At 38.1% G+C, this 23561-nt stretch carries 25 protein-coding genes; 5 read left to right on the plus strand and 20 right to left on the minus strand.

The annotated features are described in order from the left end of the window. Window positions 1-131 precede the first annotated feature (131 nt). Genes DN064_RS03080 through DN064_RS03095 form a run of 4 tightly spaced genes read right to left on the minus strand, consistent with a single transcriptional unit; the run spans window position 132 to window position 5240 of the window. Complete coding sequence (locus DN064_RS03080) at window positions 132-1622, minus strand: cellulose synthase family protein (RefSeq protein ID WP_115461133.1); 1491 nt, start codon at window positions 1620-1622, stop codon at window positions 132-134. After that, a complete protein-coding gene (locus tag DN064_RS03085) occupies window positions 1619-2311 on the minus strand; it encodes a glycosyltransferase family 2 protein (protein ID WP_115461134.1) in 693 nt (230 codons plus the stop codon). The genes DN064_RS03080 and DN064_RS03085 overlap by 4 nt, the downstream gene beginning before the upstream one ends. Window positions 2312-2343: 32 nt before the next feature. Beyond that, window positions 2344-3933, minus strand: coding sequence for a 4Fe-4S binding protein (locus tag DN064_RS03090; RefSeq protein ID WP_115461135.1), 1590 nt, complete (start codon window positions 3931-3933; stop codon window positions 2344-2346). Window positions 3934-3935: 2 nt separating this feature from the next. Continuing rightward, on the minus strand, window positions 3936-5240 hold the full coding sequence (locus tag DN064_RS03095) for an NAD(P)/FAD-dependent oxidoreductase (protein ID WP_115461136.1): 1305 nt from the start codon (window positions 5238-5240) through the stop codon (window positions 3936-3938). A gap of 94 nt (window positions 5241-5334) precedes the next feature. Between DN064_RS03095 and DN064_RS03100 the strand changes: the two genes are divergently transcribed. The 5 genes from DN064_RS03100 (at window position 5335) to DN064_RS03120 (ending at window position 9199) form a co-directional block, all read left to right on the plus strand. Then, a complete protein-coding gene (locus tag DN064_RS03100; RefSeq protein WP_115461372.1) occupies window positions 5335-6339 on the plus strand; it encodes a glycoside hydrolase family 113 in 1005 nt (334 codons plus the stop codon). A gap of 80 nt (window positions 6340-6419) precedes the next feature. Further along, entirely contained in the window at window positions 6420-6932 is a 513-nt protein-coding gene (locus DN064_RS03105) for a DUF3124 domain-containing protein (protein ID WP_115461137.1), read from the plus strand. A gap of 13 nt (window positions 6933-6945) precedes the next feature. Continuing rightward, window positions 6946-7839: a mechanosensitive ion channel family protein gene (locus DN064_RS03110; RefSeq protein ID WP_115461138.1), complete on the plus strand. Its 894-nt coding sequence runs from the start codon at window positions 6946-6948 to the stop codon at window positions 7837-7839. An 82-nt stretch (window positions 7840-7921) separates the two neighbouring features. Continuing rightward, window positions 7922-8926, plus strand: a complete 1005-nt coding sequence (locus DN064_RS03115) for a BamA/TamA family outer membrane protein (protein ID WP_115461139.1) — start codon at window positions 7922-7924, stop codon at window positions 8924-8926. 6 nt (window positions 8927-8932) lie between these two features. Then, window positions 8933-9199 carry a hypothetical protein gene (locus DN064_RS03120; RefSeq protein ID WP_157962214.1) on the plus strand — a complete coding sequence of 89 codons (267 nt, stop codon included), beginning with the start codon at window positions 8933-8935 and terminating at the stop codon, window positions 9197-9199. Here DN064_RS03120 and DN064_RS03125 read toward each other — a convergent pair. The 16 genes from DN064_RS03125 to DN064_RS03200 form a co-directional block, all read right to left on the minus strand. Further along, complete coding sequence (locus DN064_RS03125; RefSeq protein ID WP_115461141.1) at window positions 9196-10734, minus strand: carboxypeptidase-like regulatory domain-containing protein; 1539 nt, start codon at window positions 10732-10734, stop codon at window positions 9196-9198. The genes DN064_RS03120 and DN064_RS03125 overlap by 4 nt on opposite strands. 122 nt (window positions 10735-10856) lie before the next feature. Beyond that, complete coding sequence (locus DN064_RS03130) at window positions 10857-11405, minus strand: YceI family protein (protein ID WP_115461142.1); 549 nt, start codon at window positions 11403-11405, stop codon at window positions 10857-10859. A 3-nt stretch (window positions 11406-11408) separates the two neighbouring features. After that, entirely contained in the window at window positions 11409-11900 is a 492-nt protein-coding gene (locus tag DN064_RS03135) for a hypothetical protein (RefSeq protein WP_115461143.1), read from the minus strand. A 112-nt stretch (window positions 11901-12012) separates the two neighbouring features. Then, window positions 12013-13122, minus strand: a complete 1110-nt coding sequence (locus tag DN064_RS03140; protein ID WP_115461144.1) for a helix-turn-helix domain-containing protein — start codon at window positions 13120-13122, stop codon at window positions 12013-12015. Between the two features lie 23 nt (window positions 13123-13145). Further along, window positions 13146-13841: a TIGR04283 family arsenosugar biosynthesis glycosyltransferase gene (locus tag DN064_RS03145; protein WP_115461145.1), complete on the minus strand. Its 696-nt coding sequence runs from the start codon at window positions 13839-13841 to the stop codon at window positions 13146-13148. Next, a complete protein-coding gene (locus DN064_RS03150) occupies window positions 13834-14532 on the minus strand; it encodes a DUF547 domain-containing protein (RefSeq protein WP_115461146.1) in 699 nt (232 codons plus the stop codon). The genes DN064_RS03145 and DN064_RS03150 overlap by 8 nt, the downstream gene beginning before the upstream one ends. Window positions 14533-14541: 9 nt before the next feature. After that, a complete protein-coding gene (locus tag DN064_RS03155; RefSeq protein WP_115461147.1) occupies window positions 14542-15423 on the minus strand; it encodes a sterol desaturase family protein in 882 nt (293 codons plus the stop codon). Between the two features lie 8 nt (window positions 15424-15431). Then, window positions 15432-16400 carry an arsenosugar biosynthesis arsenite methyltransferase ArsM gene (gene arsM, locus DN064_RS03160; RefSeq protein WP_115461148.1) on the minus strand — a complete coding sequence of 323 codons (969 nt, stop codon included), beginning with the start codon at window positions 16398-16400 and terminating at the stop codon, window positions 15432-15434. A 4-nt stretch (window positions 16401-16404) separates the two neighbouring features. After that, on the minus strand, window positions 16405-17217 hold the full coding sequence (locus DN064_RS03165; protein ID WP_115461149.1) for a purine-nucleoside phosphorylase: 813 nt from the start codon (window positions 17215-17217) through the stop codon (window positions 16405-16407). Further along, the gene (locus DN064_RS03170; protein ID WP_115461150.1) at window positions 17210-17836 is read right to left on the minus strand and encodes a TIGR04282 family arsenosugar biosynthesis glycosyltransferase; all 627 of its coding nucleotides are present in this window, start codon (window positions 17834-17836) and stop codon (window positions 17210-17212) included. The genes DN064_RS03165 and DN064_RS03170 overlap by 8 nt, the downstream gene beginning before the upstream one ends. Beyond that, entirely contained in the window at window positions 17829-18326 is a 498-nt protein-coding gene (locus DN064_RS03175; RefSeq protein ID WP_115461151.1) for a rhodanese-like domain-containing protein, read from the minus strand. Before DN064_RS03175 ends, DN064_RS03170 begins: the two co-directional genes overlap by 8 nt. Before the next feature lie 4 nt (window positions 18327-18330). Further along, on the minus strand, window positions 18331-19386 hold the full coding sequence (arsS, locus tag DN064_RS03180) for an arsenosugar biosynthesis radical SAM (seleno)protein ArsS (protein ID WP_115461152.1): 1056 nt from the start codon (window positions 19384-19386) through the stop codon (window positions 18331-18333). 14 nt (window positions 19387-19400) lie between these two features. Next, window positions 19401-19736, minus strand: coding sequence for an arsenosugar biosynthesis-associated peroxidase-like protein (locus tag DN064_RS03185; protein ID WP_115461153.1), 336 nt, complete (start codon window positions 19734-19736; stop codon window positions 19401-19403). 106 nt (window positions 19737-19842) lie between these two features. Further along, window positions 19843-20727, minus strand: coding sequence for a helix-turn-helix domain-containing protein (locus DN064_RS03190; RefSeq protein WP_115461154.1), 885 nt, complete (start codon window positions 20725-20727; stop codon window positions 19843-19845). A gap of 2 nt (window positions 20728-20729) precedes the next feature. Then, window positions 20730-21617 carry a helix-turn-helix domain-containing protein gene (locus DN064_RS03195; protein ID WP_115461155.1) on the minus strand — a complete coding sequence of 296 codons (888 nt, stop codon included), beginning with the start codon at window positions 21615-21617 and terminating at the stop codon, window positions 20730-20732. A gap of 673 nt (window positions 21618-22290) precedes the next feature. Beyond that, window positions 22291-23328 (minus strand): methyltransferase, encoded by a 1038-nt coding sequence (locus DN064_RS03200; protein WP_115461156.1) that lies wholly within the window; start codon window positions 23326-23328, stop codon window positions 22291-22293. Window positions 23329-23561 lie beyond the last annotated feature (233 nt).

The following is a 23561-nucleotide window of genomic DNA, read 5'->3' on the forward strand; positions in this document are numbered from 1 at the left end:
AAACAGGCCTACGTATAAGCCAAGTAGTTTAGGAAAATCAGTCCGCTCGAGTTGATAGGCAAAAGCCCAATAAAATAAAGCGCTTAATAGAACAAATAGAATGCTGGTCTTGTGATATTTCCAGAGGGAAATCACACTTTAGAGCTTAGAGACTTAAAGAATACGTATCCAAATCCAATAAACAGCATCAGGTGGAAAGGAAACAATCCAAAATCACCGCCCTGGTCCCCAACTATAAAAGCACTGTAAAGACCAAAACCGAAGTAGAGCATCAATAGGCCTTCGATAATAACATTTGGCGATAGCTTGGCACGTAGATAGCGGTTACCCTTCCAGGAATCGGAAATAGAACTAATATTAAACTTTGGTGTTCTTACAAACTCACTTCGTTTGCCGAGGTGTCCTTCTAAAACAGCAATAGAATTATGTAATGAGAATCCCATGGCAATTGAAAAGAAGGTGAAAAACATCCCGATATAGCTAAAGAACTTCTTAAATCCACTGCCGTAGATCTGTCGATACATGAACCAATAGCATACAAAGAAAATCACAGTGCTTAAGACAAAGAAGCTCATTATGTAGAAATAGGTTCTTAAATGGGCATACTCATTCTTAATGTATAACATTGGGATACTCAGTATGGCTACTGTAAATATACTGAGGAACATGGTACTGTTTAATAAGTGCAGTAAGCCATGAACTTTGGTTTTAAAAGAAATGTTATTAGACTTGAGAACCCGCCAAAGCATTTTTCTAAAATTCTCGGCCCCACCTTTGTTCCATCGAAATTGTTGCGAACGGGCCGCACTAATCACTACTGGCAATTCCGCAGGTGTTTCAACATCTTCTAGGTATTTAAACTTCCAGTTGTTCAACTGTGCTCTGTAGCTCAAGTCAAGATCTTCAGTAAGGGTGTCACCTTCCCAGTTCCCTGCATCAATGATACAGTCGCGTCTCCATACTCCAGCAGTTCCATTAAAGTTGATGAAATGTCCCTTGCTATTTCGTCCAACCTGTTCTAAGGTAAAGTGTGCATCCAAGGCAAATGCTTGAATTCTTGTTAATAAGGAATAATTTCTGTTGATGTGACCCCATCGCGTCTGAACCACACCAATACTTTTATCTTTAAAATGCGGGATGGTGCGTTTTAACCAATTAGGGCTTGGAAGGAAATCTGCATCAAAAATGGCAATGAATTCACCTTTAGCAATTTCCAGTCCCTCCTTTAAAGCGCCAGCCTTAAATCCAGTTCTATCCGTTCTGGTAATATGTTGAATATTTAAACCAGTCTTTTGAAGTTCTTCAATATGTGCCCTGGTAGCCGTAACGGTATCGTCAGTTGAATCGTCCAATACCTGGATTTCAAGTTTGTCTTCTGGATACTCAATTTGAGCAATATTGTTCAAAAGACGATCCATAACGTACATTTCATTATAAACCGGTAACTGAATTGTTACAAAAGGCACTTCTTCTGGGTTATTTAAGTCAAAGAGTTCTGCTTTATCCTCCTTACGTTTCGAACTCAAATAATTGTAAAGCAGATTTAGCTGTGCTAATGCGTACATAAAGATGAGTACAATAGCAACAGTGTAGATGGTTATAATAATGGTTTCTAAAATCATGACTTCACACTATATTTAAAAATCCAGCCCAGAATTTTAATGCCTGCAAATATAGCACCTTTTATGGTTCCTGAAACTTTTGAGACCCCAATTCTGTTTCTGTAATTAACTGGTATCTCCTTGTATGTCAGGCCTTTTTTAAGCACTTTTAATTGCATCTCTACAGTCCAGCCGTAGGTTTTATCCTCCATGTTTAAGTCCAACAGCTTTTCATACTTGATCGCTCTAAAGGGGCCAAGATCTGTAAACGTAGACTTAAAAAGAAACTTCATAAGGGAGGTGGCCAACCAATTACCGAAAATCTGCGGGCCGGTCATTGATCCAGCTTCCCTTAAATCTCTGGTCCTAGCTCCAACTACGAAATCTATGTCGTTTTGGATTATGGGAGCCACTATTTTTTCGAGTTCCTCTGGATAATCGGAGTAATCACCATCCAAAAAAACTATAATATCCGTCTGGATAGCTTGTTGAGCAACATAAGCCATCCCTTTGAGGCAAGCCCAACCATAGCCTTTATTTGATTCCTTTAGTACAGTGGCGCCAGCTTTTCTGGCGTTATTTTCGGTGTCGTCAGTAGAGTTATTACTCACTACAATTATTTCGTCCACAACAGCAGGGATGTCTTTTATGACATGGCCAATGGATTCTGCTTCGTTAAAAGCGGGGATGATGACTTTAATCAGCGCCATTAAAAATAATTAAGCGGCAAAAATAAGAGTTCTTACTTATCGTTGACCAATTTCATAAGATCCACATCATTTCCTAATAGAATCTCATTGGGGTTAATACGTCCTTTCATGGTATCATTCTCCAACTTAAGGACCCCTCTTGGACAAACCGCTGAACAAATACCACAACCAACGCAACTTGATCTGACGATATTTTCACCCTTCTGAGCATAAGCGCGTACATCAATTCCCATTTCACAATAAGTGGAACAGTTGCCACAAGAAATACATTGCCCACCATTGGTGGTAATTCTAAATTTTGAAAACAGACGCTGCTGAAATCCTAAAATAGCAGCCATAGGGCAACCAAATCGGCACCAAGCCCGACTACCTAAAATTGGATAGAATCCGGTGCCAATCACCCCAGAAAAAATAGATCCTATGTAAAGGCCATAGGCCGAACGAAGTGTTCCTGATTTTATATAAAAGAGCTTATCTGTTGTTCCAGTAAAATGCATGATGAGTAGAGCCGCAATAACCACAAAGAAACCAATGGCACCATATTTGGCGTCAGTTCCTAGTTCCCGTCCTTTGAAGTATAACACTCCAATAAAAACAAGTGTAAGAAACCCTATTACCAGTGATATAAAGACTCCACGTGTTAACCAAAAATCATTATGACTGTAACCAAGATAACTGTAAACCATGGCGGTGGTCATAACTACGGAAAAAACCAGTACCAAATGAATCATCCAACGTTCAAATCTCCAGGCGCTCAATTTTTTAGAGGACAGTTGTCTAAAGGGGTCACCCACTGTTTCGGCCAGTCCACCGCAGCCACATACCCAAGAGCAATACCAACGTTTACCATATTTATAAGTCAATATGGGTGTAAATACGAAGATGGATAATATTCCAAAAATCAAAAGTGCTAGGCCAATATTGCCTGCAGAAATAAAGCCTTTCACTGACCATTCGTCAAAGATGTAATAGTTTAAAGGCCATACACTTTTCATATCGTAGTATGGAAGGTCATTGTTCATGACATACATAAACTCTGGAATCAAAAAAGCAAAAGCCAGTTGAAAAAACATCACAGAGATGGTTCGTAATTGCTGATATCGGTTGTGACGGTATTTCAACATAAACTTATACCCAAAAGCAAGAATGGCTAAGGTGTAAAGTGTACCATACACAAACCACTGACTAGCAGGACGCCCACTTAAAAGAAGACTTAGTGGATCAAAAAGGCTAATGAGCCCGGTGTTACTTCCTCCGTCAGCAGCCAATCCCAAGTACTGTGGAAAAAAATACAGTACAATGTAAAAACCAGTCAATATGAGCCCAACAATCCAACCCCAAATACCACGAGAAGAAATGGACTTGAACCATGTGCCATCATTTTTAATGCCTTCAAGTTTATTGAGATAAGCAGCTCTTGAATAGACAATGGTTCCAATACCAATAAGACCCATTGACAAGCCTAGAAAAAAACCTTTCTGAGGAAAATCAATATTAAATAAGGCTAGTGTCATTATAAAGAGACCAACTACTCCTGCTAGAATAGCGACCTTTTGAGTATTGGTTATTTGTAAAGCATCTGGCTTTGCTAAAGACATACTTATATGTAGTTTGTTGCTCATAATTAAACGAGTTGAAGACGGTTTTTAAATAATTCAAAGATTTGCGATTCGTAAGCTGCATAGAACTCAGGATCAAAATTGGCCTCTGCCAAATGTTCCATGACATAATGGATATCCCGTTTTTCAGTAAGCCATCGATCAAAGGTTTCATGACGCATCCGAATGCCAAAGGTGTTAATACCGAGAAACTGATCTGTATCCTTATGATAGGCGATTGTAATGCATTTATCATCATCCTCATGAATCCAATGAAACTGTTTTTCGTAGTCCGGTTTCCCTTTAGCACCATGAACCCAACCATAAGTCTGGTATTCGATATCAAAGAATTTAGCAGAATTAAACCAATGCCCCGGATTATAAGCTCTTTTGTTGCCACATAAGGTCTGAGCCAGTGTTTCTCCCATCATACGTCCTGTATACCAGACTGCTTCTATGGGTCTGCGGTTTCCAATGGCTTCGTGCTGTTCGGCACAATCCCCAATGGCGTAAACGCCTTCGATATTGGTTTCAAGATGACGATTTACTAAAACCCCGCGGCCAAGATCAATCTTTGAAGATTTCAGAAAGTCTATATTAGGCGTTACACCAGCTGTTAATCCAACAACATCACAAGGTATTTCTTCACCAGTTTCTTCAATCACTACAGATTTTACTTGTTCTGCCTCATTTGCATTTATGGCCTTAAGATTGGTAGATAAACGCAGGTCAATATGGTGTGATAGAATGTGTCTATTTATCATGCCGCTTTCTCCTTCAGGTAGCACTCCATTCCAGAAACTAGATTCTCTAACAAGAAAGGTTACTGGAATACTCCTAGAGCTCAGCATTTCCGCAAGTTCAATTCCAATAAGACCACCCCCAACAATCACGGCACGTTTACAAACCTTATTGTTTGGTGCATACACCTCCAAGTTTTCTAGGTCTTGTTTGTGATACATACCCATAACACCCTTTAAATCCTGACCTGGCCATCCAAATTTATTTGGTTTACTGCCAGTTGCGATAACCAATTTGTCGTAGTTAACTTTTTCTCCATTGGCCAAGTGCAACGTTTTACTTTCGGTTTCTACCTCACTAACATATGCCTGTTTAAGATCAATTCTGTTTTTCTTCCAGAACCAGTTCTCATAAGGTTGGGTGTGTTCAAATTTCATGTGACCCATGTAGATATACATAAGTGCGGTACGCGAAAAGAAGTATTCTGTTTCAGATGAGATAATGGTGATTTTATAGTCTGAAAGTTTACGGATATGCCGTGCCAGTGTAACTCCCGAGATGCCATTACCAATAATAACGATGTGCTGCATTGATGCTGAATGTTAGTTGAGAAATAGGTCGAAGGTTTTGTTAAAACTTAACGAGACCTTCGCAATTTCTTTAAATTTAGACATATTTTTTGGCATGCAGCGTTTACTTTATAGTTCCCTTATTTTTCTTCTTATGGCTTGCGCCGCGGCTCCAAGTCCTGTTTCTAAAATCAATGGTATAAGCTATGTAGCGAACAGGATTGCTGTTGATAGTACGCATATACAGCCTGTCATTAATATTAATGCAAATTCAGCGGCGATAATGCCGTTTGGGTTTATTAGAAATATTAACGATCCCGAGATTATTTATAATTCAGATAGGCAATGGTACGGGGAAACCAAAGCTGGTGCTAAACAGTATATTTCAGAACTGAACAGAGCGGGATTGAGCATCATGTTAAAACCTCAGATTTGGATTTGGCGTGGTGAGTTTACTGGAACATTGGTTATGAACAATGAAGAGGATTGGGAGGCCCTGGAAAAAAGTTATGCGAATTTTATTCTGGACTATGCTGATCTGGCCCAGGAAATGCAAGTTCAGATCTTTTGCATTGGTACTGAGCTTGAACTGTTTATAAAAAACCGACCCCAATTCTGGTTCAGTCTTATCAAAGACATTCGAAACGTTTATAAAGGTAAACTCACTTATGCGGCCAATTGGGACGAGTTTTGGCGAACACCCTTCTGGGATGAGCTTGATTATATTGGCATTGACGCTTATTTTCCCGTAAGTAACATGCAAACACCTACTGTAAAAGATTGTATAAAGGGGTGGGCATCTGAGAAAGTGAAACTGGCTAACTTCTCAAAGCAATGGACAAAGCCTATTTTATTTACAGAATTTGGTTACCGTAGTGTCGATTATACAGCTAAAGAACCCTGGAAATATGACCGGTCCATGACCTCCATTAATCTTGAGGGGCAAAGCAATGCCACTGAAGCCTTATTCCAATCAGTTTGGGATGAGCCCTGGTTTGCCGGCGGATATATCTGGAAGTGGTTTGTTGCTCATGATGAAGTTGGAGGGCCAGAGAATAATCAATTTACACCCCAGAACAAACCGGTTGAAGCCTTAATAGCTAAGTATTATTCTAAATAAGGAAAAGGAATATCTAGAACTTGGTAGTTACTTTTTTTTGAATAAAAAAGTATATTTAAACAAACTAAAATCAAACTCTTATGAAAAAGGTGCTAGGCTTGTTAGCCATTATATTAGGCTTATTAACTTCATGCGATGAGCCAACAAGGGAAACAAATTTTGAGCTTCCTAAATGGTCTTCTGAGGTTGTTAGTTTACCAGCCAATGATTCTTTAATTTCTGGAAAAACCTATCTCCCAGTTTATTCACAGGTGTATAGTATCTCCGAACAAAGAACACTTAACCTCACGGTTATGGCTAGCCTTAGGAACATTAGCGAAAAACACGACGTCTATTTAACAAGGGCAGAATATTACAGTACTTCAGGAGAATTAATAAGAACGTATCTTGATAATCCAGTAGCCTTAGACCCTTTAGAAACGATTGAAATTGTGATTAGTGAAAACGATTTTTCTGGTGGTACAGGGGCTAATTTTATTTTTGAGTGGCATATTCCTGCGGGCGGAAATGAACCTCTTTTTGAAGGAGTGATGAATTCGACACTAGGGCAGCAAGGACTATCCTTTACCACCGAGGGTAAAAAAATTAATTAAGACACCATTTTAAATGAACATCTTCGACAGAATTTGGAAGGGACTCAATGATTGGCTTATTAATAATGGTCCAGAAGTTGTAGCCATTATTATAATCTTTTTTATATCAACAAGACTAATAAGGGTGGTTGTTAACCGCTTTCAGAAGTATTTAATTAAAATTAATGAACGTAAAGGAGATGCAGAAAGCAAGAAACGTATTGTAACCCTATCCGAACTTTTACGAACCACATTAAATATTATAGTCTATGTGTTTTTTACATTGGCCTTTTTAGATCAGTTCAATGTAAAAATTGCACCCTTACTCGCAGGTGTCGGATTTGCAGGTTTGGCAGTAGGTTTTGGGGCTCAGGAATTGGTAAGAGATCTTATCTCGGGGTTTTTCATGATTTTGGAAGATCAAATCAGGGTTGGAGATGTGGTAACAATTAATGGAACTAGTGGCGGGGTAGAGGAAATTGAGATTAGAACTGTGACGCTCAGGGATTTTACAGGGACTGTACATGTGTTTCAAAATGGGAAAATTAATTCACTGTCAAATATGACCAAAGGGTGGTCTGCCGTAGCTTTTGATATTGGTGTGGCCTATAAAGAAGATCCGGATGAGGTCATGGCTGTTATGGATGAGGTTGGAGCACAAATGCAACAGGATGATATCCATGGGCCTAATATTTTAGGTCCTATTGAAATCTCTGGTTTAGATCGATTCGGTCAGAGTGAAATAGTTATTAAGGCACGACTACGAACCATACCGGGTACACAATGGGCTATAGGAAGAGAATATAGAAAACGATTAAAAAATGCCTTTGATGAGAGAGGAATAGAAATACCTTATCCTCATCGTACTATATTTTGGGGTGACAAGGATAGCGCCATAAATGCCAAAAATGACCTCCCAGCAGAATAACTTTATCTTTATCTAAGATGTAATGAGACTTTTAATTGTTCGTCTGATTTCTTGAAAAGCAAATTTTGATGAACATTATTACATGAAGGTCTATTCACTTGTTCCAGTATGCCTCCTGCTATTGATTTTGCCACTTTCGGCCCAAGATCGCCTAGTTGCCAAAGTGGAGGTGGAGGGTAACAAACGTACGCGCGACTGGTTTCTAAAACGCTTGGGCTATGTTAAGGAAGGTAGTATGCTGGATTCAGCCAGGTTGGCTTCGGATGTGCGCCGTTTTAAGTTACTGCCCTCAGTGGCTAGCGCTTCTTTTGAAGTCATACCAGAAGGTGATGAAAACTATAAAGTTGTTTATACCGTTGTAGAGAATTTTGCCATTATTCCGGGGCTCAACGTTACTCAAGATGTTAATGATGATATTGCCTTTAGGACGTCTTTGTTTGATTTTAATTTTTTAGGACAAAACCAAACTATCGGTGGATTTTACAGCAGAAATGTATTCGACTCGTATGACTTTTATTGGGTGGCACCCAACCTATTTACTCGAAAATGGGGGATTGGTATCAACTATCAGAACAATGTGCTACAGGAACCTATTTTTTTTGATGACGGTCGTGACGTTAATTATAAATTCGATAGTAGAGCTTTTGAATTTCGTATTTTCTATGAGCACAATTTTAATAACCGCTTTGATCTTGGTTTGAACTTTGCCGATGAAGATTATGGTTTTTTAAATGGGAATTTACATGAAGAGATACCAGAAGAATTGGGCGTTCAGCGCATCTCGGTTGTAGGCCAGTACGAATACAATAATATAACGAACGAGTATCAATACGTAGATGGGTTTAGAAATCTGTTTACCTATAGTTTTACCTTAGCCTCTAAAGGTGATAATAATTTCTTGCGAAACTTTTTCATTGGTAGAAATGATACTGAATATTTTCTACGTGTGGGTGAGCGCGGTAATTGGGCCAACCGTCTGCGATTAGGTTTAGCGTCTAATGCTACTACTCCATTTGCTCCGTTTGCGCTTGATAACCAAATAAACATTCGTGGGGTGGGGAATGTGGTGGATCGCGGTACGGCCTAAGTAGTCTTGAATACAGAGTACCGTTACACGTTTTTAGAGAAAGGATGGTTTGCCATGCAGAGTAACCTATTCATTGATGCCGGTTCTTGGCAGGATCCCGGTGGACGCTTGAGTGACCTTGTTGAATTTTCAAATTCAGCTTTATTTACAGGTGCTGGAATCCGCTTTATTCACCGACGTATTTTCAATGCTGTTTTTAGAATTGACTATGGTTTTAGTTTAGGCTCTAAACCTAATAGTGGGATTGTCTTTGGAATAGGTCAGTATTTTTAATCGATTTCCTCTTCTTCAATTACCTTGAAGGTCTTAATAGCTTCGTTAGGCTCAATTATATTATAACCTTCCCAGAAGGTAGGGTCGTAGGCGCTGAGGTAAGTTGGTAACACATCGGGATCTTCTTTGAAGTTTTCAAACTCTGAGGCTTCGAGGGCACTTGTTTCAAAAACAATAAGCTCTTTCTTCTGCACTGTTCTTAAAATAAAATGGATTTTACAGGAGACCTCATTTTGCAAGCGCCGTCCGTTTACGTTTTTATTTTTTTCCTTGATTTTGATAGGGCGTTTAATTCCAAATTTCTGACCAAAGCTCTCATCCATGTATTTGAGTGAATACTTGTCGTTTTCATTCTTTTTAAAAATGATGGTACCTTTCTTTTCATATGCATTCATAGAGATGCCTAGTAAGGCAAACTTTCTTAGAGATTTGACATTTTCGTAATCCACTCTAAGAATTGCAAAATCATCAGAGTTGACATACATTACTCCTTTAAAGTCGGCTCCACCCTTTGGTACAAATGAAATTTTGTAAACAAAGGCATCGTCATAAAAATCATAATCCTCTACTATAAACCGGTATTTTCTGGATTTTTCTATAAAATTGAGTTGGTTGTCCTCACTTAAAAAATTGTCGATTTCGGCATTTCTAATCTGGTTCTTCCGATACCTTAAAAAGTTCTCTTTTCGTTTTTCTTCTTTTTCTTTTTGTTCCTTTAGGAATTCTTCAGTTTCAGCTTTAGCCGCTTCATCCTCATCACCAAACAATGATGGATCAATATCTTCTTTCGTGCCAAAGAGGCCTGATTTTATTTTGAAATAGGAATCCCGCTTTACATGTTTTCTGAATATTTCATTAAAGCGTTTTTCGTAATTCTCAAATGTTAATTCATTGGCTTTATCATAGAGGTAGGTAGCTTTAAAGATATCCATCTTTTGCTCGTTCTCTGGACCAATTTTACCGTATAGTTCTCCTAGAATCTCGGCATGGTCATCATAGGTTTTTGGAACTGTTGTTAAGATGCTATCCACAAATGATTGGTTAATCTCAGGTATTGTGGACTTTCGCAACCGAACGTCGTTTTTATCCATATAGGTGTAGTAACTACTTCTAAAAAACAGCTTGCGTTTAGCAAGGTCTTTTTCGTAATTAGTAGCTAATCCAATTTTAATGCTATCGATAATTTCATCAATGTCTAAATCTTTATTGATAATCACCACTTGGTCCAAATCAATTGATTTAGGAGTGAGGAAAACAATGCTATCTCTAAAATTTAAAGCAGAAATATCCAATTTCTCAAAACCGAGGCAACTGATATGAAGGCTGTCCTGATCGTTGATATTTCTTAGAATGTTTAGGTTAAACTCACCTTTATCATTGCTGATGACTCCCACATCCTTATTAAATTGGATGGTAGCGTACGGGATGGGTTCTGTTTTGGTACTATCAATAAGTTTAGCCGAAATTGTGGTTTGAGCAATGAGGTTCAACGAACTTCCAATTGCAAAAATTAAAATGAGATTTTTGATTGACATGTGTTACTTAGATTTAGAACCAAAATAGACCTTCAATTGAAAAAAAAGAAGCCTTTAAGGCTTCCTTAAAACATTTTTATCATAAGATTAACAAGTAGTGTAATAAATTGAGAATTACAACATTAATTTAAATCGATTATTCCACTAAGCTGAAATTCGTCTGCTATGGCTTGGTCTTTCATCTTTTCAAAAATAGTTGGGGAATTAAAGGTAATACCATAGTCTATGCGATTTACTGCAATATCCAGTTGTAATTGGTTGTCCTTTATTAAAACTATAAATGATTCTTCTTGTTTTTTGTTTTTTATAGTGAGGACACCTGTTAGGGTCGCCTGTCCGTCTTTAATATCTGCAGGTTTCGTAAGAACAAAACTAGAACTGTTGTAGGTGTCAACCTCAAAAAAATCTTTGGATTTCAGATGCCTTTTCAAATCTGGATTTTCATGATTGAGGCTTGTCATATCAATTTCAATAGTTAAAGCCTCTATACTATTGGTCGTAATTTTAGAACTAACACGCTTGATATCTATGGTGCCTGTTAAGGTGTAGGAGTTAAAAGCAGCTTTGCCTGTCCAGTATATTTGATTTGATTTGAGGGTTGAGGGTACTTTCTGTGATGTACTACTAGTAAGCAATAATAGACTCATAAGTAGGGTGAATTGAATTTTCATAACTTATTTATTTAAAAGATTTTCTGTTGTATGTATGGTGGCATAGCCACAAACAGTCTTCCCGTTGCTATCCTTTCCAATAAAGTACCATAGGGCCCAGCCTCCATAAAGTTGATTGCCAACCCTCCAGTTTTTGGTCCAGACTTGAGGTTGTCCTTGCGGAAGGACTTGTTTTTTTGTTCCAAAAAATTGATCCAGCTCTTTAAGCTTATAGGTCTTTCTTAGATTCCATTGATCATTATAATACAAGTAAGCCCCAAATTCTGTTATGGTTACGGTATCGTTCTTAGATAAAATTCCAGTCGCATGCTTCCAGTAATAAGTATCTTTAATTTTTATAGGGTCATTTATCTTAGGAAAATGCATCACTTCAATGCCTACTGGAATATTTTTAAGCTCTGGAGGAATTTCCCCTTTCGAAGGAGTGCCGTAGTTAACTTGTGCTGTTATTACGGTTGGTATTAATAAATACAGAATGAATAGAATAGGTCTCATGTTTTATAATTTGATGAGACAAAGATGCTGTGTGAGTTAATGCGAGTCGTCTCATTTCTAGATATTAGACCAAACTTTCAAAGACAAAAGTGTCATTTCTCTAATTGAGACCTTAAGACTTGAGCGCTTTAGGGGATTCACCAGTAAGTTTCTTGACAGCTCTATTGAAGGATGCTTTTGAATTAAAACCAGCTTCAAAGGCAAGTGATAGCAAGGTGTAATCTTTATTTTTAGGATCTGCCAAGAGCGATTTTAATTCATCAATACGATAACCGTTGATGTAATCATTAAATTTTGTGTTGAAGTGATGATTCAAACACTTGCTTAACATGTAAGATTTAATACCGAGAGAATCTGCCAGGCAATTGAGAGATAAATTGGGGTTTTTATAAAGCTGTTCGGTTTCCATTTTTTCACTTAATAAAGCGGCAATGTCATTAATTTGCCCCCTGTCCTTCTCATTAAAAACCGCATTAGATTTGATAACGACGGTATTTTTCTCACTAAACCCTGCTAGACCTAACCAATAGGTAATGCCAGCCATTCCAATAAAAATGGGGTACTCATAGATCTTGGTGAAGGCGTAATCTAAAAACAAAAAGTCCGCCATAACAATAACTAGTACCGAAATAGCAAAGTACTTCATCACTGTGATTAGCCGATCAATCCACTTAAGACTGTCAGGGACAATATAATTAGTTTCATTTGTGACCGTAGAAATTAATTGATTGGCCTTAACTGTGTAGTAAATTATCAATGCCGTAGTCACCACAAACTGCGTTGGGTAATGCATCCAGATCACATAGCCCCAATAACCTAGCCAGCTCAAACTTTCGCGAGTGCCATCCCAGAAGAAATTTTGCGTTTTAACGAAATTGCTCCAAATAAATTCAATACCTACTGGGATAAAATGTTGCCACTCCTCTTTGAATTGAAATTTGTAATTGGGCGTCACTAAGGCCTTTACATATAAAAATATAAGGGCCCCATAGATCCAGTTGTATTCCAAGAGTATGTGATACAACCAATCGTAATAGCCCAGCCCATAAAGTTTTAAAATCTCAACAAACAACCTGTAAGAGAAAAAGAACAGTATGGTAGCCAGGAATCGGTTGGCTGTGGTATTAATTGAAGGACCTCGCCACAGAATAATACTATAAATGATACCCTGAAGGGCTCCAAGGCTAAGAATTACTGAAACTAATAAGTCTAAAGACTTCATAGGTTAAAGATACACAAGATGCCTTAGCAGGCAACATGTCTTTGGTAATAGCTTAACAGATCATGCGGACTGGCTCCAAAACGATGTTTTAAATGGATACACCAATAATGGTACTGTAGTTTCCAAATTCCATGATACTCATAACGTCTAGCAGAGGATAAAATGGGCTTCTTAATAACAACGTGTGTATTTCGTTTGAACAATTGTTCTATGAGTATGTTGTCTTCATAAATAACATAGCTTTCATCGTAGCCTCCTATCTCTATAAATAACGCTTTGGTAATAAAAAGACTTTGGTCACCACCACGACAGAGTTTCCAGTTAAACTGAGTAAACCAACCTGCTAGTTGTAACCACCAATGTTGACTATCAAACTTTAAGCGAAAACAACCGGCTTTAGCTTCATTTGAAATGGCTTCAAGAATTGAGCTGTCAAAACCCTTAGGCGGTAGGCTATCGGCATGCAAAAAATACAAGATGTCACCTTTGGCTATTTGAGCACCCTTGTTCAGTTGTTTAGCACGTCCTTTTTCAGAACTGATAACACGGACCGAATCATAGGTACTGACAATTTCTAAGGTGTCATCTGAGCTTCCTCCGTCGACTACAATGATTTCTTGAATTTGGTCTGCGCTTGAGTTTGATAGTATATGCTCCAACAACCTGCCAATGTGGTTGGCTTCATTAAGGGTAGGAATGATAATGGATATTTTAGTCATTCAAATCCCAATTATAGTTTAAATAACTGATATCCGACTTTTTAATATCCTCTATATCGCGATATAACTTGATAAATTCAATGACTCCACCTGAGTTTTTGAAATCTTTGGAGAACCACTTGAAAATTTTGGAAAGTTCCGCTTTATCATTCTCGAATTTATTCTTGGAATCATCATTTAAAAACGCTGCAGTAACAGAATCTAACTGTGTGCTTAAATCATCACTTGTAAAGGCTTTGTTTGATAAATTGGGACAAGACACAGAAGCACAAACTATGGCAAAATGAATTCTTGGGTCTCCTTTTTTTCTCAGGATGTCATGCTCAATCGTATTTAGAGAGATAAGTTTTTGTTTATAGGGAATAAACTTTTTATCCCAGGGTTGTTTAATATCACGAATACTATTAAGAGGATAATTATCCAAGATGAGTTTAATAGTGTAGGCGTTATAGGCATTGATCCAATAAGCCATTTCTTCCTCTACCGACCATCTCTGGTTAGGCTGATTTTGTACTAAATCATTTAAATAAGCTATCAGAGGTTTAGGATTTTCCTTTAAGACTTGATAGTCCACCCGTCCGTCATTTGAGACATGAGATTCAAGAACATCGCTCCAAAGTTGATGATTGGTTTGCGCATAAACCATGGACATTCCTACCAATGCCAAAATTAAGAAAACACTACTTTTCATAAATGTGGATTACTTTTTAAAAGGATATAGCTCTTGATTGATAAAGTCTTGTGGGAATTCCTCGTCTTTATCAAAACCAAGTTCAATATCTCTACCGCTGTGAGGGATATAATCCGTCTTAAACAGATAGTCCCAAAGGCTTAAAGTCAGTCCAAAATTTACTCCGTACCTTACATTTTCTGGCAGTTCTTTAGCATGATGCCAGATGTGCATTTTTGGATTGTTGAAGATGTATTTGAGAGGTCCGTAATCCCATCCTAAGTTGGCGTGGTTTAGGTGCCCAATGGCAATGGCAAAAAAGTAAACGATGGCCACATCCTGAGCGCTGTAGTTAGCAATTAAAGCTAATGGAATATAGCGAATGGAATTGTAGATCACTGGTTCCATCCAATGGTAACGCAGGTGGGCGGCAAAGCCCATTTGCTTGACCGAGTGATGCACCTTATGGAAGTTCCATAGCCACGGTACGCGGTGCAATAAACGGTGGGTATTCCATTGGACAAAGTCATTTACCAAAAAGAAAATTAGCAGTCCTAACCATTTGGGTAAATCTGTAGAATCAAATAACTGCAGATCGGACAACTGCAAACCAACTATTCCCAGGACATCATCTAATAATTCAGCAGCGGAATTGGATAAGGCAATGAGTACAATTAAGTTCAACAAGAAAAAGTTGAAGAACATGTAAAAGGTATCTAACCAGAAGTCCTTTCTAAAAACTGCCTGATTCTTGCGCCAAGGAAACACCAATTCCAAAAACCACACAATAAACGATATTGCAATCAGGCCATAGAAGTAGTTATCCCAATGGTTGAGATCAATCAGTTCGTATTTGAGGTAATTCCAATAACCAGAATACGATTTTTTTATAATCTCAAGGTACTTCTCCATAAGCTAATTTAGCAGCAACCTCCACCGTCATAGTGGAAAGTAGATTCGCTTATAAATATATCATCTCTTTGCAAACTCGCTAATGCATTGGCTGTTTTGTCACAAATGGCCAGAGGTTGGTTCTTTAACAATAAATGACCTTTACCATCATCAAAAACCTCTTCCTCCCCGAAATAAATAGCTGCTTTTCCTGTAAAAACACATGGGCCGTCATCTGGCATTGGATCTTTAATTGCGGCTACCTCAATCGATTCGATGTAAATGAGTTCATCGGTAGGGTAATGTTTTGGATCCAATATACGATAGGGCTTTCTGGCGCGAATCTCTATGGTGCCAAAGCCAGCATCTGTTAGGGCCTTTACATAATCTGCTATTGGTAAACTACCGCTCAAGCATAAGGCGCGTAGACGTTCGTCATTTCTCAATGTATTATTCATAGGCTGTTCGCAAGTTGGATCGCTCATTACTAGGCGACCATGTGGTTTTAATACACGATGCATCTCAGCAATAGCTTGCTTTAAGTCCTCCGCTTTAAAAATGTTGAACAAACAGTTTTGGGCAGCCACATCGATACTGTTATCTTCAACGGGTAAATTAAGCGCATCCCCTTTTCTAAGGTCTACAAACTCGCTTTTAAACCAGTCGTTTTGAGTCTCTGCTTCCAGGAAGTTTTTTCGCGAAGCCTCCAACATTTCGTCAACCACATCCACACCAATAACTCCTGAAGTCTGCCGACTAAAATAGGAGAACTGTAATAACTCCATTCCGCCGCCTACACCAACATACAAAACTCTTGGATTATTGGTGAGATCGCGTGCATGTACAGTGCTCCCGCAACCATAGTTCATTTCCTGCATAATCCGTGGAATCTTTAATCCGGGCAGTTCCCAAATAGGATTAGTAGTGCAACATAGTCCAACATCAGGAGTTAAGGCTGCTTCTTTATAAACATCATGTGTGGTTTCTAAATAACTCATGCAATTAAAGTGTTTTTATCAATTCTTTAAATAAAGTAATCATGTGGGGTTCGGCTTTGGTGGCCATGGCTATGATTTCTTCAATGTTAATTGGCGCCAGGTGATCTGGGTCGCATTCATCGGTTAAAACTGACACTGCTGCGGTTTTTAGCCCTAAATGATTTGCTACAATAATTTCGGGAACCGTACTCATACCTACTGCATCAGCGCCGATAATCTTTAGCATACGGTATTCCGCTCTGGTCTCTAATTGTGGACCAACAACACTAGCATAGACACCTTTGTGTAATGGAATGTCATTTTCTTGGGCAATGGTCTCAAACTTCGTGTTTAATTCAGGATTATAAGGAGCACTCATGTCAGTAAACCGTTCGCCCAATTCTGAAACACCTTTGAATGCTAGAGGAGAACTTCCTTGAAGATTAATATGATCATCAATAAGCATCAGGTCACCTTTTTTAAACTTCAGATTGACTGCCCCTGCGGCATTAGAAACTAATAAGGTATGAATACCTAGCTTTTCCATGATCCTTACCGGAAAGGTCACTTCTTGTAGTGAGTATCCTTCGTAGACATGAAAGCGTCCTTGCATTACTACAACTCGCTTTCCACCAAGGTTACCATATAATAATTTGCCTTTGTGGAATTCTACGGTGGCGCTGGGGAAGTTAGGGATATGGTTATAGCTTATGGATTTGATGATGTCCAATTCATCCACTAATTGTCCTAATCCGGTACCAAGTATGATGCCGATTTCAGGATTTTCAAAACCCTTGGATTGCAGGTAATCAGCACTCTCTTCAATATATTTAATCATTGAGTTGTTCTAAAGTTTGTTTTAAGCTTGGATGCTTCTCAAGATAACCAGAAGCTATCAAATCTTCAAGGGTATCAACATCGTTATAAGAATCAAGTAGGCTTGCTCTGTTTCCTAAGGAATGCAATTCTTGGAGTGTTAGGTTTAATAAATTTGGTTGACTCCAGGGTTTGTTTTCAAATATTTGAGGGATCATTTTGGTTAACCCAATAAGATAGTACCCTCCATCTGTAGCCGGGCCAAAGCTGATGGAACTTTGTTTTAGCTGTGCAAAGCCCTTTTCAATTACTGCAGAGGACATATCCGGAAGATCAGACCCGATAAGTATAATGGACCTATATCCGGCAACAAAACCTTCATTAAAGGCGTGTTTCATTTTCGCACCCAAATCCTGACCTTGCTGAAGAAATTTTTTAGCCTTTGGCCATTGATTTTTGTCGATCTCTTTGGAATAAAATACCCAAGTATCATGCGTGCCATTGGAAGCCAGTTCTGTTGTATGTAGCAAGGATTTGTAAACCTGCAGCGCAGCATGATTTCCAATAGTTTTAGCCAGTCTAGTTTTTACCTGACCTTCTATGAGATTCTTGACAAATATGATTAGCAGATGTTTAGTCATAAACTTTAATTCCTCGAGTTAACCATTTTTCCCATCGAGGGGAATAGGCGTGAACACTATCAGTTAGTTGCTCTTGGCTTTTATAAATTGGGAATCCTTGATTAACCCATTCAAAAATACCACCATAAAGGTTAAATACATTGGTATAGCCCGCAGATTTTAAGCGCTCTCCAATTATTTCAGATCGTACCCCAATAGAACAATAAACGATTATAGTTTGCTTTTTATTCGGGATTCGACTGGAAACTATATTCAAATTAAAACTGTTGAAACCAACATGAATAGCACCATCAATATGACTTACTTCGTATTCTACTGGTTCTCTTGCGTCCAAGAAGATGGTATGTGTTTTTAAGCTGTCAATTTCAGAAATGTACATGTAGGGCACCTTACCAGTATTGTAATTAGCAAGAACATCACCAATCATTGGTTGAGCTTGTGTACACAAACTCATGAGTAAAATGATTATAGGGCCAAAGAGTTTTTTCATAGACTTAGGCGACAACCCCCTGACAGCTACTTCCTGCACCAGCCGTACAACCATAACAATGTTGAGAGGTGACTACGGTTCTTCCGGTTAGTAGAGCTTCGTTGTAATCTTTAATGTGTTTAACTTTAGAGTTGACCTTTAAATTCAGCATCTGATTAAAGTCACAATCGTATAGATAGCCGTCCCAACTTACAGACAAGGTGTTGGTACACATGACATTGGCAACGGCAGCCGGATTAAAGGCATCTACCAACTGGTACATGTAATCTTCATAATTCTCTGAAGCGATGAGGTAGTCCAGAAATCTACTGATTGGTAAATTGGTAATGGCAAATAAGTTGTGAAACTGAATATTAAAATCTTCCAACAGGGCTTTTTTAAATTCCTTTTCAAGTGAAGCCTGGTCCCCAGGTAAAAATGCTCCAGAAGGGTTGTAGACTAAATCCAACTTAAGTGGGCTGTCTGGTATTCCATAACCCACAGCGTTGAGGTCCTTAAGTGCTTGAATGGATTTGTCAAAAACACCGTCACCCCTTTGCTTATCAGTTTTTCCGCGGGTCCAGTGGGGCATGGAACTTACCACATGAATGTTATGCTTTTTAAAGAATTCTGGTAAGTCGTGGTATTTTTTGTTGGCACGAATAATAGTGAGGTTCGACCTGACAATAAAATCTTTAATACCGGCTTTTGCTGCTTCTTCAACGAACCATCTGAAATTAGGATTCATCTCGGGTGCTCCACCAGTAAGATCCAGGGTATGCGCGCCAGTTTTTTTTATTACCTCCAGACATTGTAGCATGGTTTCACGGGTCATAATTTCTTTTCTGTCTGGACCCGCGTCTACATGGCAATGTTCGCAAACCTGATTGCACATGTATCCGACATTGATTTGAAGAATTTCAAGCAGATTGGCCTTTAAAGGGAATTGCTGACTTTCAGCAATTTTATCATTGAATTTTGGTAATTCTCCATCTTGGAAAATACCATTGGACAGAATTTCAAGTTGTCGTTTGGTGTTAGCGAGCTCGCTTTCACGCCGTTTGAGAGATTTACTCAGCATACATTTTCAATAATCTACATTTCCAGCTTGTTCACCTTATTCATCATCTGTACCCCATGTACCAATGACGCCCCGCCGCGTATAGCTCCAGCAACATGAAGGGATTCCATCATTTCTTCTTTAGTGATTCCACGTTGCAATCCATCGCCTGTGTAGGCATCAATACAATAAGGGCATTGTATAGTATGGGCTACGGCCAATGCAATTAAGGATTTTTCTCTGGCGCTAAGATGGCCTTCTTCAAAGACAGAATTGTAATAATCAAAAAACTTTGTTCCAAGTTCTTCATTCCATTCTGTGATTTTACCAAATTTTCTTAAGTCTGCTGGGTCGTAGTAGGTTTTAGCCATTCTTATTATGAATTACATTGATTAAGTATCAATATTACGTCTTTTTGTCGCAGCAACTTGTTAAAAATTTCATAGAGGCATATAGATAACTCCGGGATTCAAACCTCTATTGCCCTAAATCTTCGAAGAATTCATCTAAATTCCCTTCGACTAAACGCGGAACATCCAACATGTTATAACGTTCTTTTGCAGCTTTATCCTCCCATACCTGATGGATATGCAGTTGATCAATAATCTCATGAGAATCGTAACGTGAAGAAATTACTGCATAGAGACTATTTAAAGGTGCTTTATCACGGTGAAATTTCAATAGAGCACCCAATATGAAAAAGAAATTTTCATTGCAATCTGCTGTTATACTATGACAAAAAAATATAGGTTCTTGTTGTGTTTGATAATTTACAAGATCAGAAGTTAAAAGGTTATTTTCTTTAATTGTCTTATTTCGTAGTTTTTCATAAGATCTTTTGGAGATTGGTAAACAAGCACAATGTCCTGAGTAGTTGCCATCTTCATCAAAAATAATAACATTCAATTCGGGTAGTAGTTCTGCTGCTGACTTCAAGAGATTGCGATTTGTGGTTTTATCTGGGTAATGTTGAAGCTCTACATATCTGATTATATTATCTATATCTTCTTGAGAATTAATAGGTTTAAGGCGATCTGTAGGAACATCAATTTTGGAGCCAATCCATTCGGCTTCGGGTAACTCGTTTGATATAGTGGTAAGGGAATATTTTCTTAAGGTGAAATCATAGAAGGTAGCTATTGGACGTATGGTATTTAGATTTCTAATAACTTGATAAGGGATGAATGTGATTTTAACTAATAGTTTTTCCTTTTCGGGTTTAACCAGCGTTTCATTTTTTTCCCATCGTATAATTGAACGAATATCAATGTCCAATTGTGAGGCTAAATCCGATTGGGAGACCCCTTCAAAACGCCTAAAGTCTTTGATAATATGGCCTAATGATTTGTATTGTTTCATCATAATTAAATTGAATCCCTCAAATTTCTAAAAAACAAGTTAAAATCACCTTCAACTAAACGCGGCACCCCTAAAAGATTGTACTTCTCTTTAATGTCGTAATCTTTCCAAACACTTTTTATTCCTAGTTGCTTACTCATATCAAAAGAGTCATATCTGGAGGTTAATAGTGCATACAAGTAGTTGTCTGGCGCCACATCACGGTAGAATTTTAAAACAGCACCTATGATGTAGAAAAAATTCTCATTGGAATCTGCTGTAATACTATGGCAATAAAACACCGGAGTTTTCTGTGTTTTATAGTTCACCAGATCATTACGCCTTAAATCTGATTCCTGAATACTTCTATCTCTTATTTTATCATAAGTATCCAAGCTTAAGGGAAAATAGACACTATGTCCCGAGTAATTTCCTGATTGGTCGAGAATAATTAAATTCATATCTGGAAACTGCCGAGCAGCTTCGGCAATAAGGTCGCGGTCCGTATTTTTTAAGGGGTTTTTTTGAAGTTTTGTAAACCGTATGATATTTTCAATGTCCTCCTTGGTTTCTATGGTTCTCAATCGGGAGGTTGGGACATCAATCTTGGCTCCAATCCAATCGGCATCAGGTAATTCACTAGAAATAGCACTTAAGGAATATTTTCTTAGATCAAAGTCGTAGAAAGTGGCAATAGAATTGGAGGTATTGAGGTTTCTAATTACTTGATAAGGAATAAAGGTAACCTCGGTCAATACCTGTTCCTTCTCCGAATTAACAAGAGTTTCATTTTTTTCCCAGCGAATGATGGAACGTATGTCAACATCAAGCTTGGAAGCCAATTCAGATTGCGACATATTATGATACTTCCGAAACGCTTGAATAATCTCGCCTAAGGATGTGTATTTCTTCATAGCTCAAATAGGTGCGCACTAAAATTAGGATTTATTTATAACATTTGGACATTAGCTGTCATATTCATTTGAGGCTTATAGACGTACCTTTGGTATAAGATTTAGATAATCAAGTAGTTTGGTTAAATGATTGATTAAGTGGTTAATGTTTTTTAATTGATGGAAAAGGCACCTGGGGAGGTGCCTTTTCTGCGTTTAAAATGTGTTTGAATAACTTTTTAGACTAAAAAAAGGCGCCTTTAAAAAAGACGCCCAACTCAAATTGTTTTATGAAAAAGAGAGGGATGTATTGAACTGCTATTAACCTCAATCTAAGTAACCTCTAATACACCTATTAGAATTTTGTTCACACCCCTCTCAGTGTTTTGAGGCAAAAAATGGGATGACTAAATCATCAATACAAAGGTATTTTAGGTAGGTAAATTGCAATATGACAAGACACGTCTGATATTCAGAATAAAGTGTTAAAAGCTTGAATTTCAGTTTTTTTAACATTTATGACACCAGATGTCATATGGGTATCAAGTGGGTCGCCCTATCTTTGGGGTAGGATTTAGATAATCAAGTAATTTGGTTAAATGATTGATTAAGTGGTTAATGTTTTTTAATTGACGAAAAGGCACCTGGGGAGGTGCCTTTTTCAATTGTTAACAGCCACTTTCTCGACAGATAGTTACTTAATTGCAATTACCGCACTTGACGGACCTGTCAACGGCATAATGCTTGTCTGTTTGAACCCCACATCTTTGGCCCATTGATCAAAATCAGCCGCTGTAAAATCGAAACCTTCATTAGTTTCAATAGCCATGTTTAAAGACATCATTAATCCGAAGGCATTATTTTTTCTGTCATTATCTATAATGTTCTCGATAACAATTAAGGCACCTCCTTCAGGGAGGGCTCTGTAAGCCTTAGTAATTAACATGATTTTGTCTTCCTCTCCCCAGTCGTGCAGAATATTACCCATGGTAATTACATCGGCATTTGGTAGTTCGTCTGCAAAGAAGTCGCCTGATTGAACGGCTATACGGTCGCTAAAACCAAAGGTGTCCACATTCTTTTGAGCAATAGGGCCAACAGGGGGAAGATCAAATGAAATACAATTCATATGAGGATTGTTTCTGGCTACGTGAATGGATAAATTAGCTCCAGAACCACCAGCATCACATAGGGTTTGGTAGTTGGAAAAGTCAAATTCATGGGCTAGCTTCATAAAATTTCCAGCCTGTACACCTCCCATGCCGTGAATAAATTCCTTGAGTCGGTCCTCATCAGCATATAAAGCTTCAAACAATGGTTTACTGCCATTCTTGGATTCATTTTGTGGTTCGCCTGTTTTTAAGCATGTTTCCAGATCGTTCCAAAAGGGATATAATCTGTTATTCGACATCTCTAAAATGCCACCTATATAACTGGGTTTGTTTTTATCTAAAAACAAATCTGCATCTGCGTCATTACTGTACACAGCTTCTTTTTTTAATCCGCTCCGTTTCAGGAAACCTAAGGCTACCAGGGTATCCAGAAAATCAAATAAGGACCGGTTGTGCAAATCTAATTTGGTTTTAATAGCCTCTCCTGATAATGGTCCATTGGCCAAATGGGTAAACAAACCAAGGTTGACAGCTGTTAATAGAGTTTTAGAGGCCCAAAAGCCCATGCCAATTTGCATAATTTTCGAGGGGTCAACAGGGGTGCCGTTTGTAGCATTCATACTTTAATTGATTTAGTTAGTCAAGAAGGTTGTAGTGGATGCTAAAATTGCGGCTTAGATCAAAGAGGATCTGATGTTTAACTTCCTTAAATGTATGAAATTAATTGAATTAATGTGTTTTAACCAAGAACAGGATTGTTAAAAAAGCAAAGACGTCCGCATTGGACGTCTTTATTTATTTAGAGCTATGAAAAAAAACAAAGGGGAGAAGGGAACTGCTATTAACCTCAATC

Origin of the sequence: Winogradskyella aurantiaca, from assembly GCF_003362725.1 — a bacterium.
GTDB classification, from domain to species: Bacteria; Bacteroidota; Bacteroidia; order Flavobacteriales; family Flavobacteriaceae; genus Winogradskyella_A; species Winogradskyella_A aurantiaca.

What these genes read in the sequence shown, in the direction of transcription:
- DN064_RS03110 (WP_115461138.1), top strand. Translation starts at nt 6,946, where the DNA reads ATGAACATCTTCGACAGAATTTGGAAGGGACTCAATGATTGGCTTATT.
- DN064_RS03095 (WP_115461136.1), bottom strand. Translation starts at nt 5,240, where the DNA reads ATGCAGCACATCGTTATTATTGGTAATGGCATCTCGGGAGTTACACTG.
- arsS (WP_115461152.1), bottom strand. Translation starts at nt 19,386, where the DNA reads ATGCTGAGTAAATCTCTCAAACGGCGTGAAAGCGAGCTCGCTAACACC.
- DN064_RS03155 (WP_115461147.1), bottom strand. Translation starts at nt 15,423, where the DNA reads ATGGAGAAGTACCTTGAGATTATAAAAAAATCGTATTCTGGTTATTGG.
- DN064_RS03115 (WP_115461139.1), top strand. Translation starts at nt 7,922, where the DNA reads ATGAAGGTCTATTCACTTGTTCCAGTATGCCTCCTGCTATTGATTTTG.
- DN064_RS03140 (WP_115461144.1), bottom strand. Translation starts at nt 13,122, where the DNA reads ATGAAGTCTTTAGACTTATTAGTTTCAGTAATTCTTAGCCTTGGAGCC.
- arsM (WP_115461148.1), bottom strand. Translation starts at nt 16,400, where the DNA reads ATGAGTTATTTAGAAACCACACATGATGTTTATAAAGAAGCAGCCTTA.
- DN064_RS03130 (WP_115461142.1), bottom strand. Translation starts at nt 11,405, where the DNA reads ATGAAAATTCAATTCACCCTACTTATGAGTCTATTATTGCTTACTAGT.
- DN064_RS03175 (WP_115461151.1), bottom strand. Translation starts at nt 18,326, where the DNA reads ATGAAAAAACTCTTTGGCCCTATAATCATTTTACTCATGAGTTTGTGT.
- DN064_RS03090 (WP_115461135.1), bottom strand. Translation starts at nt 3,933, where the DNA reads ATGAGCAACAAACTACATATAAGTATGTCTTTAGCAAAGCCAGATGCT.
- DN064_RS03150 (WP_115461146.1), bottom strand. Translation starts at nt 14,532, where the DNA reads ATGAAAAGTAGTGTTTTCTTAATTTTGGCATTGGTAGGAATGTCCATG.
- DN064_RS03145 (WP_115461145.1), bottom strand. Translation starts at nt 13,841, where the DNA reads ATGACTAAAATATCCATTATCATTCCTACCCTTAATGAAGCCAACCAC.
- DN064_RS03190 (WP_115461154.1), bottom strand. Translation starts at nt 20,727, where the DNA reads ATGATGAAACAATACAAATCATTAGGCCATATTATCAAAGACTTTAGG.
- DN064_RS03200 (WP_115461156.1), bottom strand. Translation starts at nt 23,328, where the DNA reads ATGAATGCTACAAACGGCACCCCTGTTGACCCCTCGAAAATTATGCAA.
- DN064_RS03125 (WP_115461141.1), bottom strand. Translation starts at nt 10,734, where the DNA reads ATGTCAATCAAAAATCTCATTTTAATTTTTGCAATTGGAAGTTCGTTG.
- DN064_RS03170 (WP_115461150.1), bottom strand. Translation starts at nt 17,836, where the DNA reads ATGACTAAACATCTGCTAATCATATTTGTCAAGAATCTCATAGAAGGT.
- DN064_RS03195 (WP_115461155.1), bottom strand. Translation starts at nt 21,617, where the DNA reads ATGAAGAAATACACATCCTTAGGCGAGATTATTCAAGCGTTTCGGAAG.
- DN064_RS03085 (WP_115461134.1), bottom strand. Translation starts at nt 2,311, where the DNA reads ATGGCGCTGATTAAAGTCATCATCCCCGCTTTTAACGAAGCAGAATCC.
- DN064_RS03105 (WP_115461137.1), top strand. Translation starts at nt 6,420, where the DNA reads ATGAAAAAGGTGCTAGGCTTGTTAGCCATTATATTAGGCTTATTAACT.
- DN064_RS03185 (WP_115461153.1), bottom strand. Translation starts at nt 19,736, where the DNA reads ATGGCTAAAACCTACTACGACCCAGCAGACTTAAGAAAATTTGGTAAA.
- DN064_RS03100 (WP_115461372.1), top strand. Translation starts at nt 5,335, where the DNA reads ATGCAGCGTTTACTTTATAGTTCCCTTATTTTTCTTCTTATGGCTTGC.
- DN064_RS03080 (WP_115461133.1), bottom strand. Translation starts at nt 1,622, where the DNA reads ATGATTTTAGAAACCATTATTATAACCATCTACACTGTTGCTATTGTA.
- DN064_RS03165 (WP_115461149.1), bottom strand. Translation starts at nt 17,217, where the DNA reads ATGATTAAATATATTGAAGAGAGTGCTGATTACCTGCAATCCAAGGGT.
- DN064_RS03135 (WP_115461143.1), bottom strand. Translation starts at nt 11,900, where the DNA reads ATGAGACCTATTCTATTCATTCTGTATTTATTAATACCAACCGTAATA.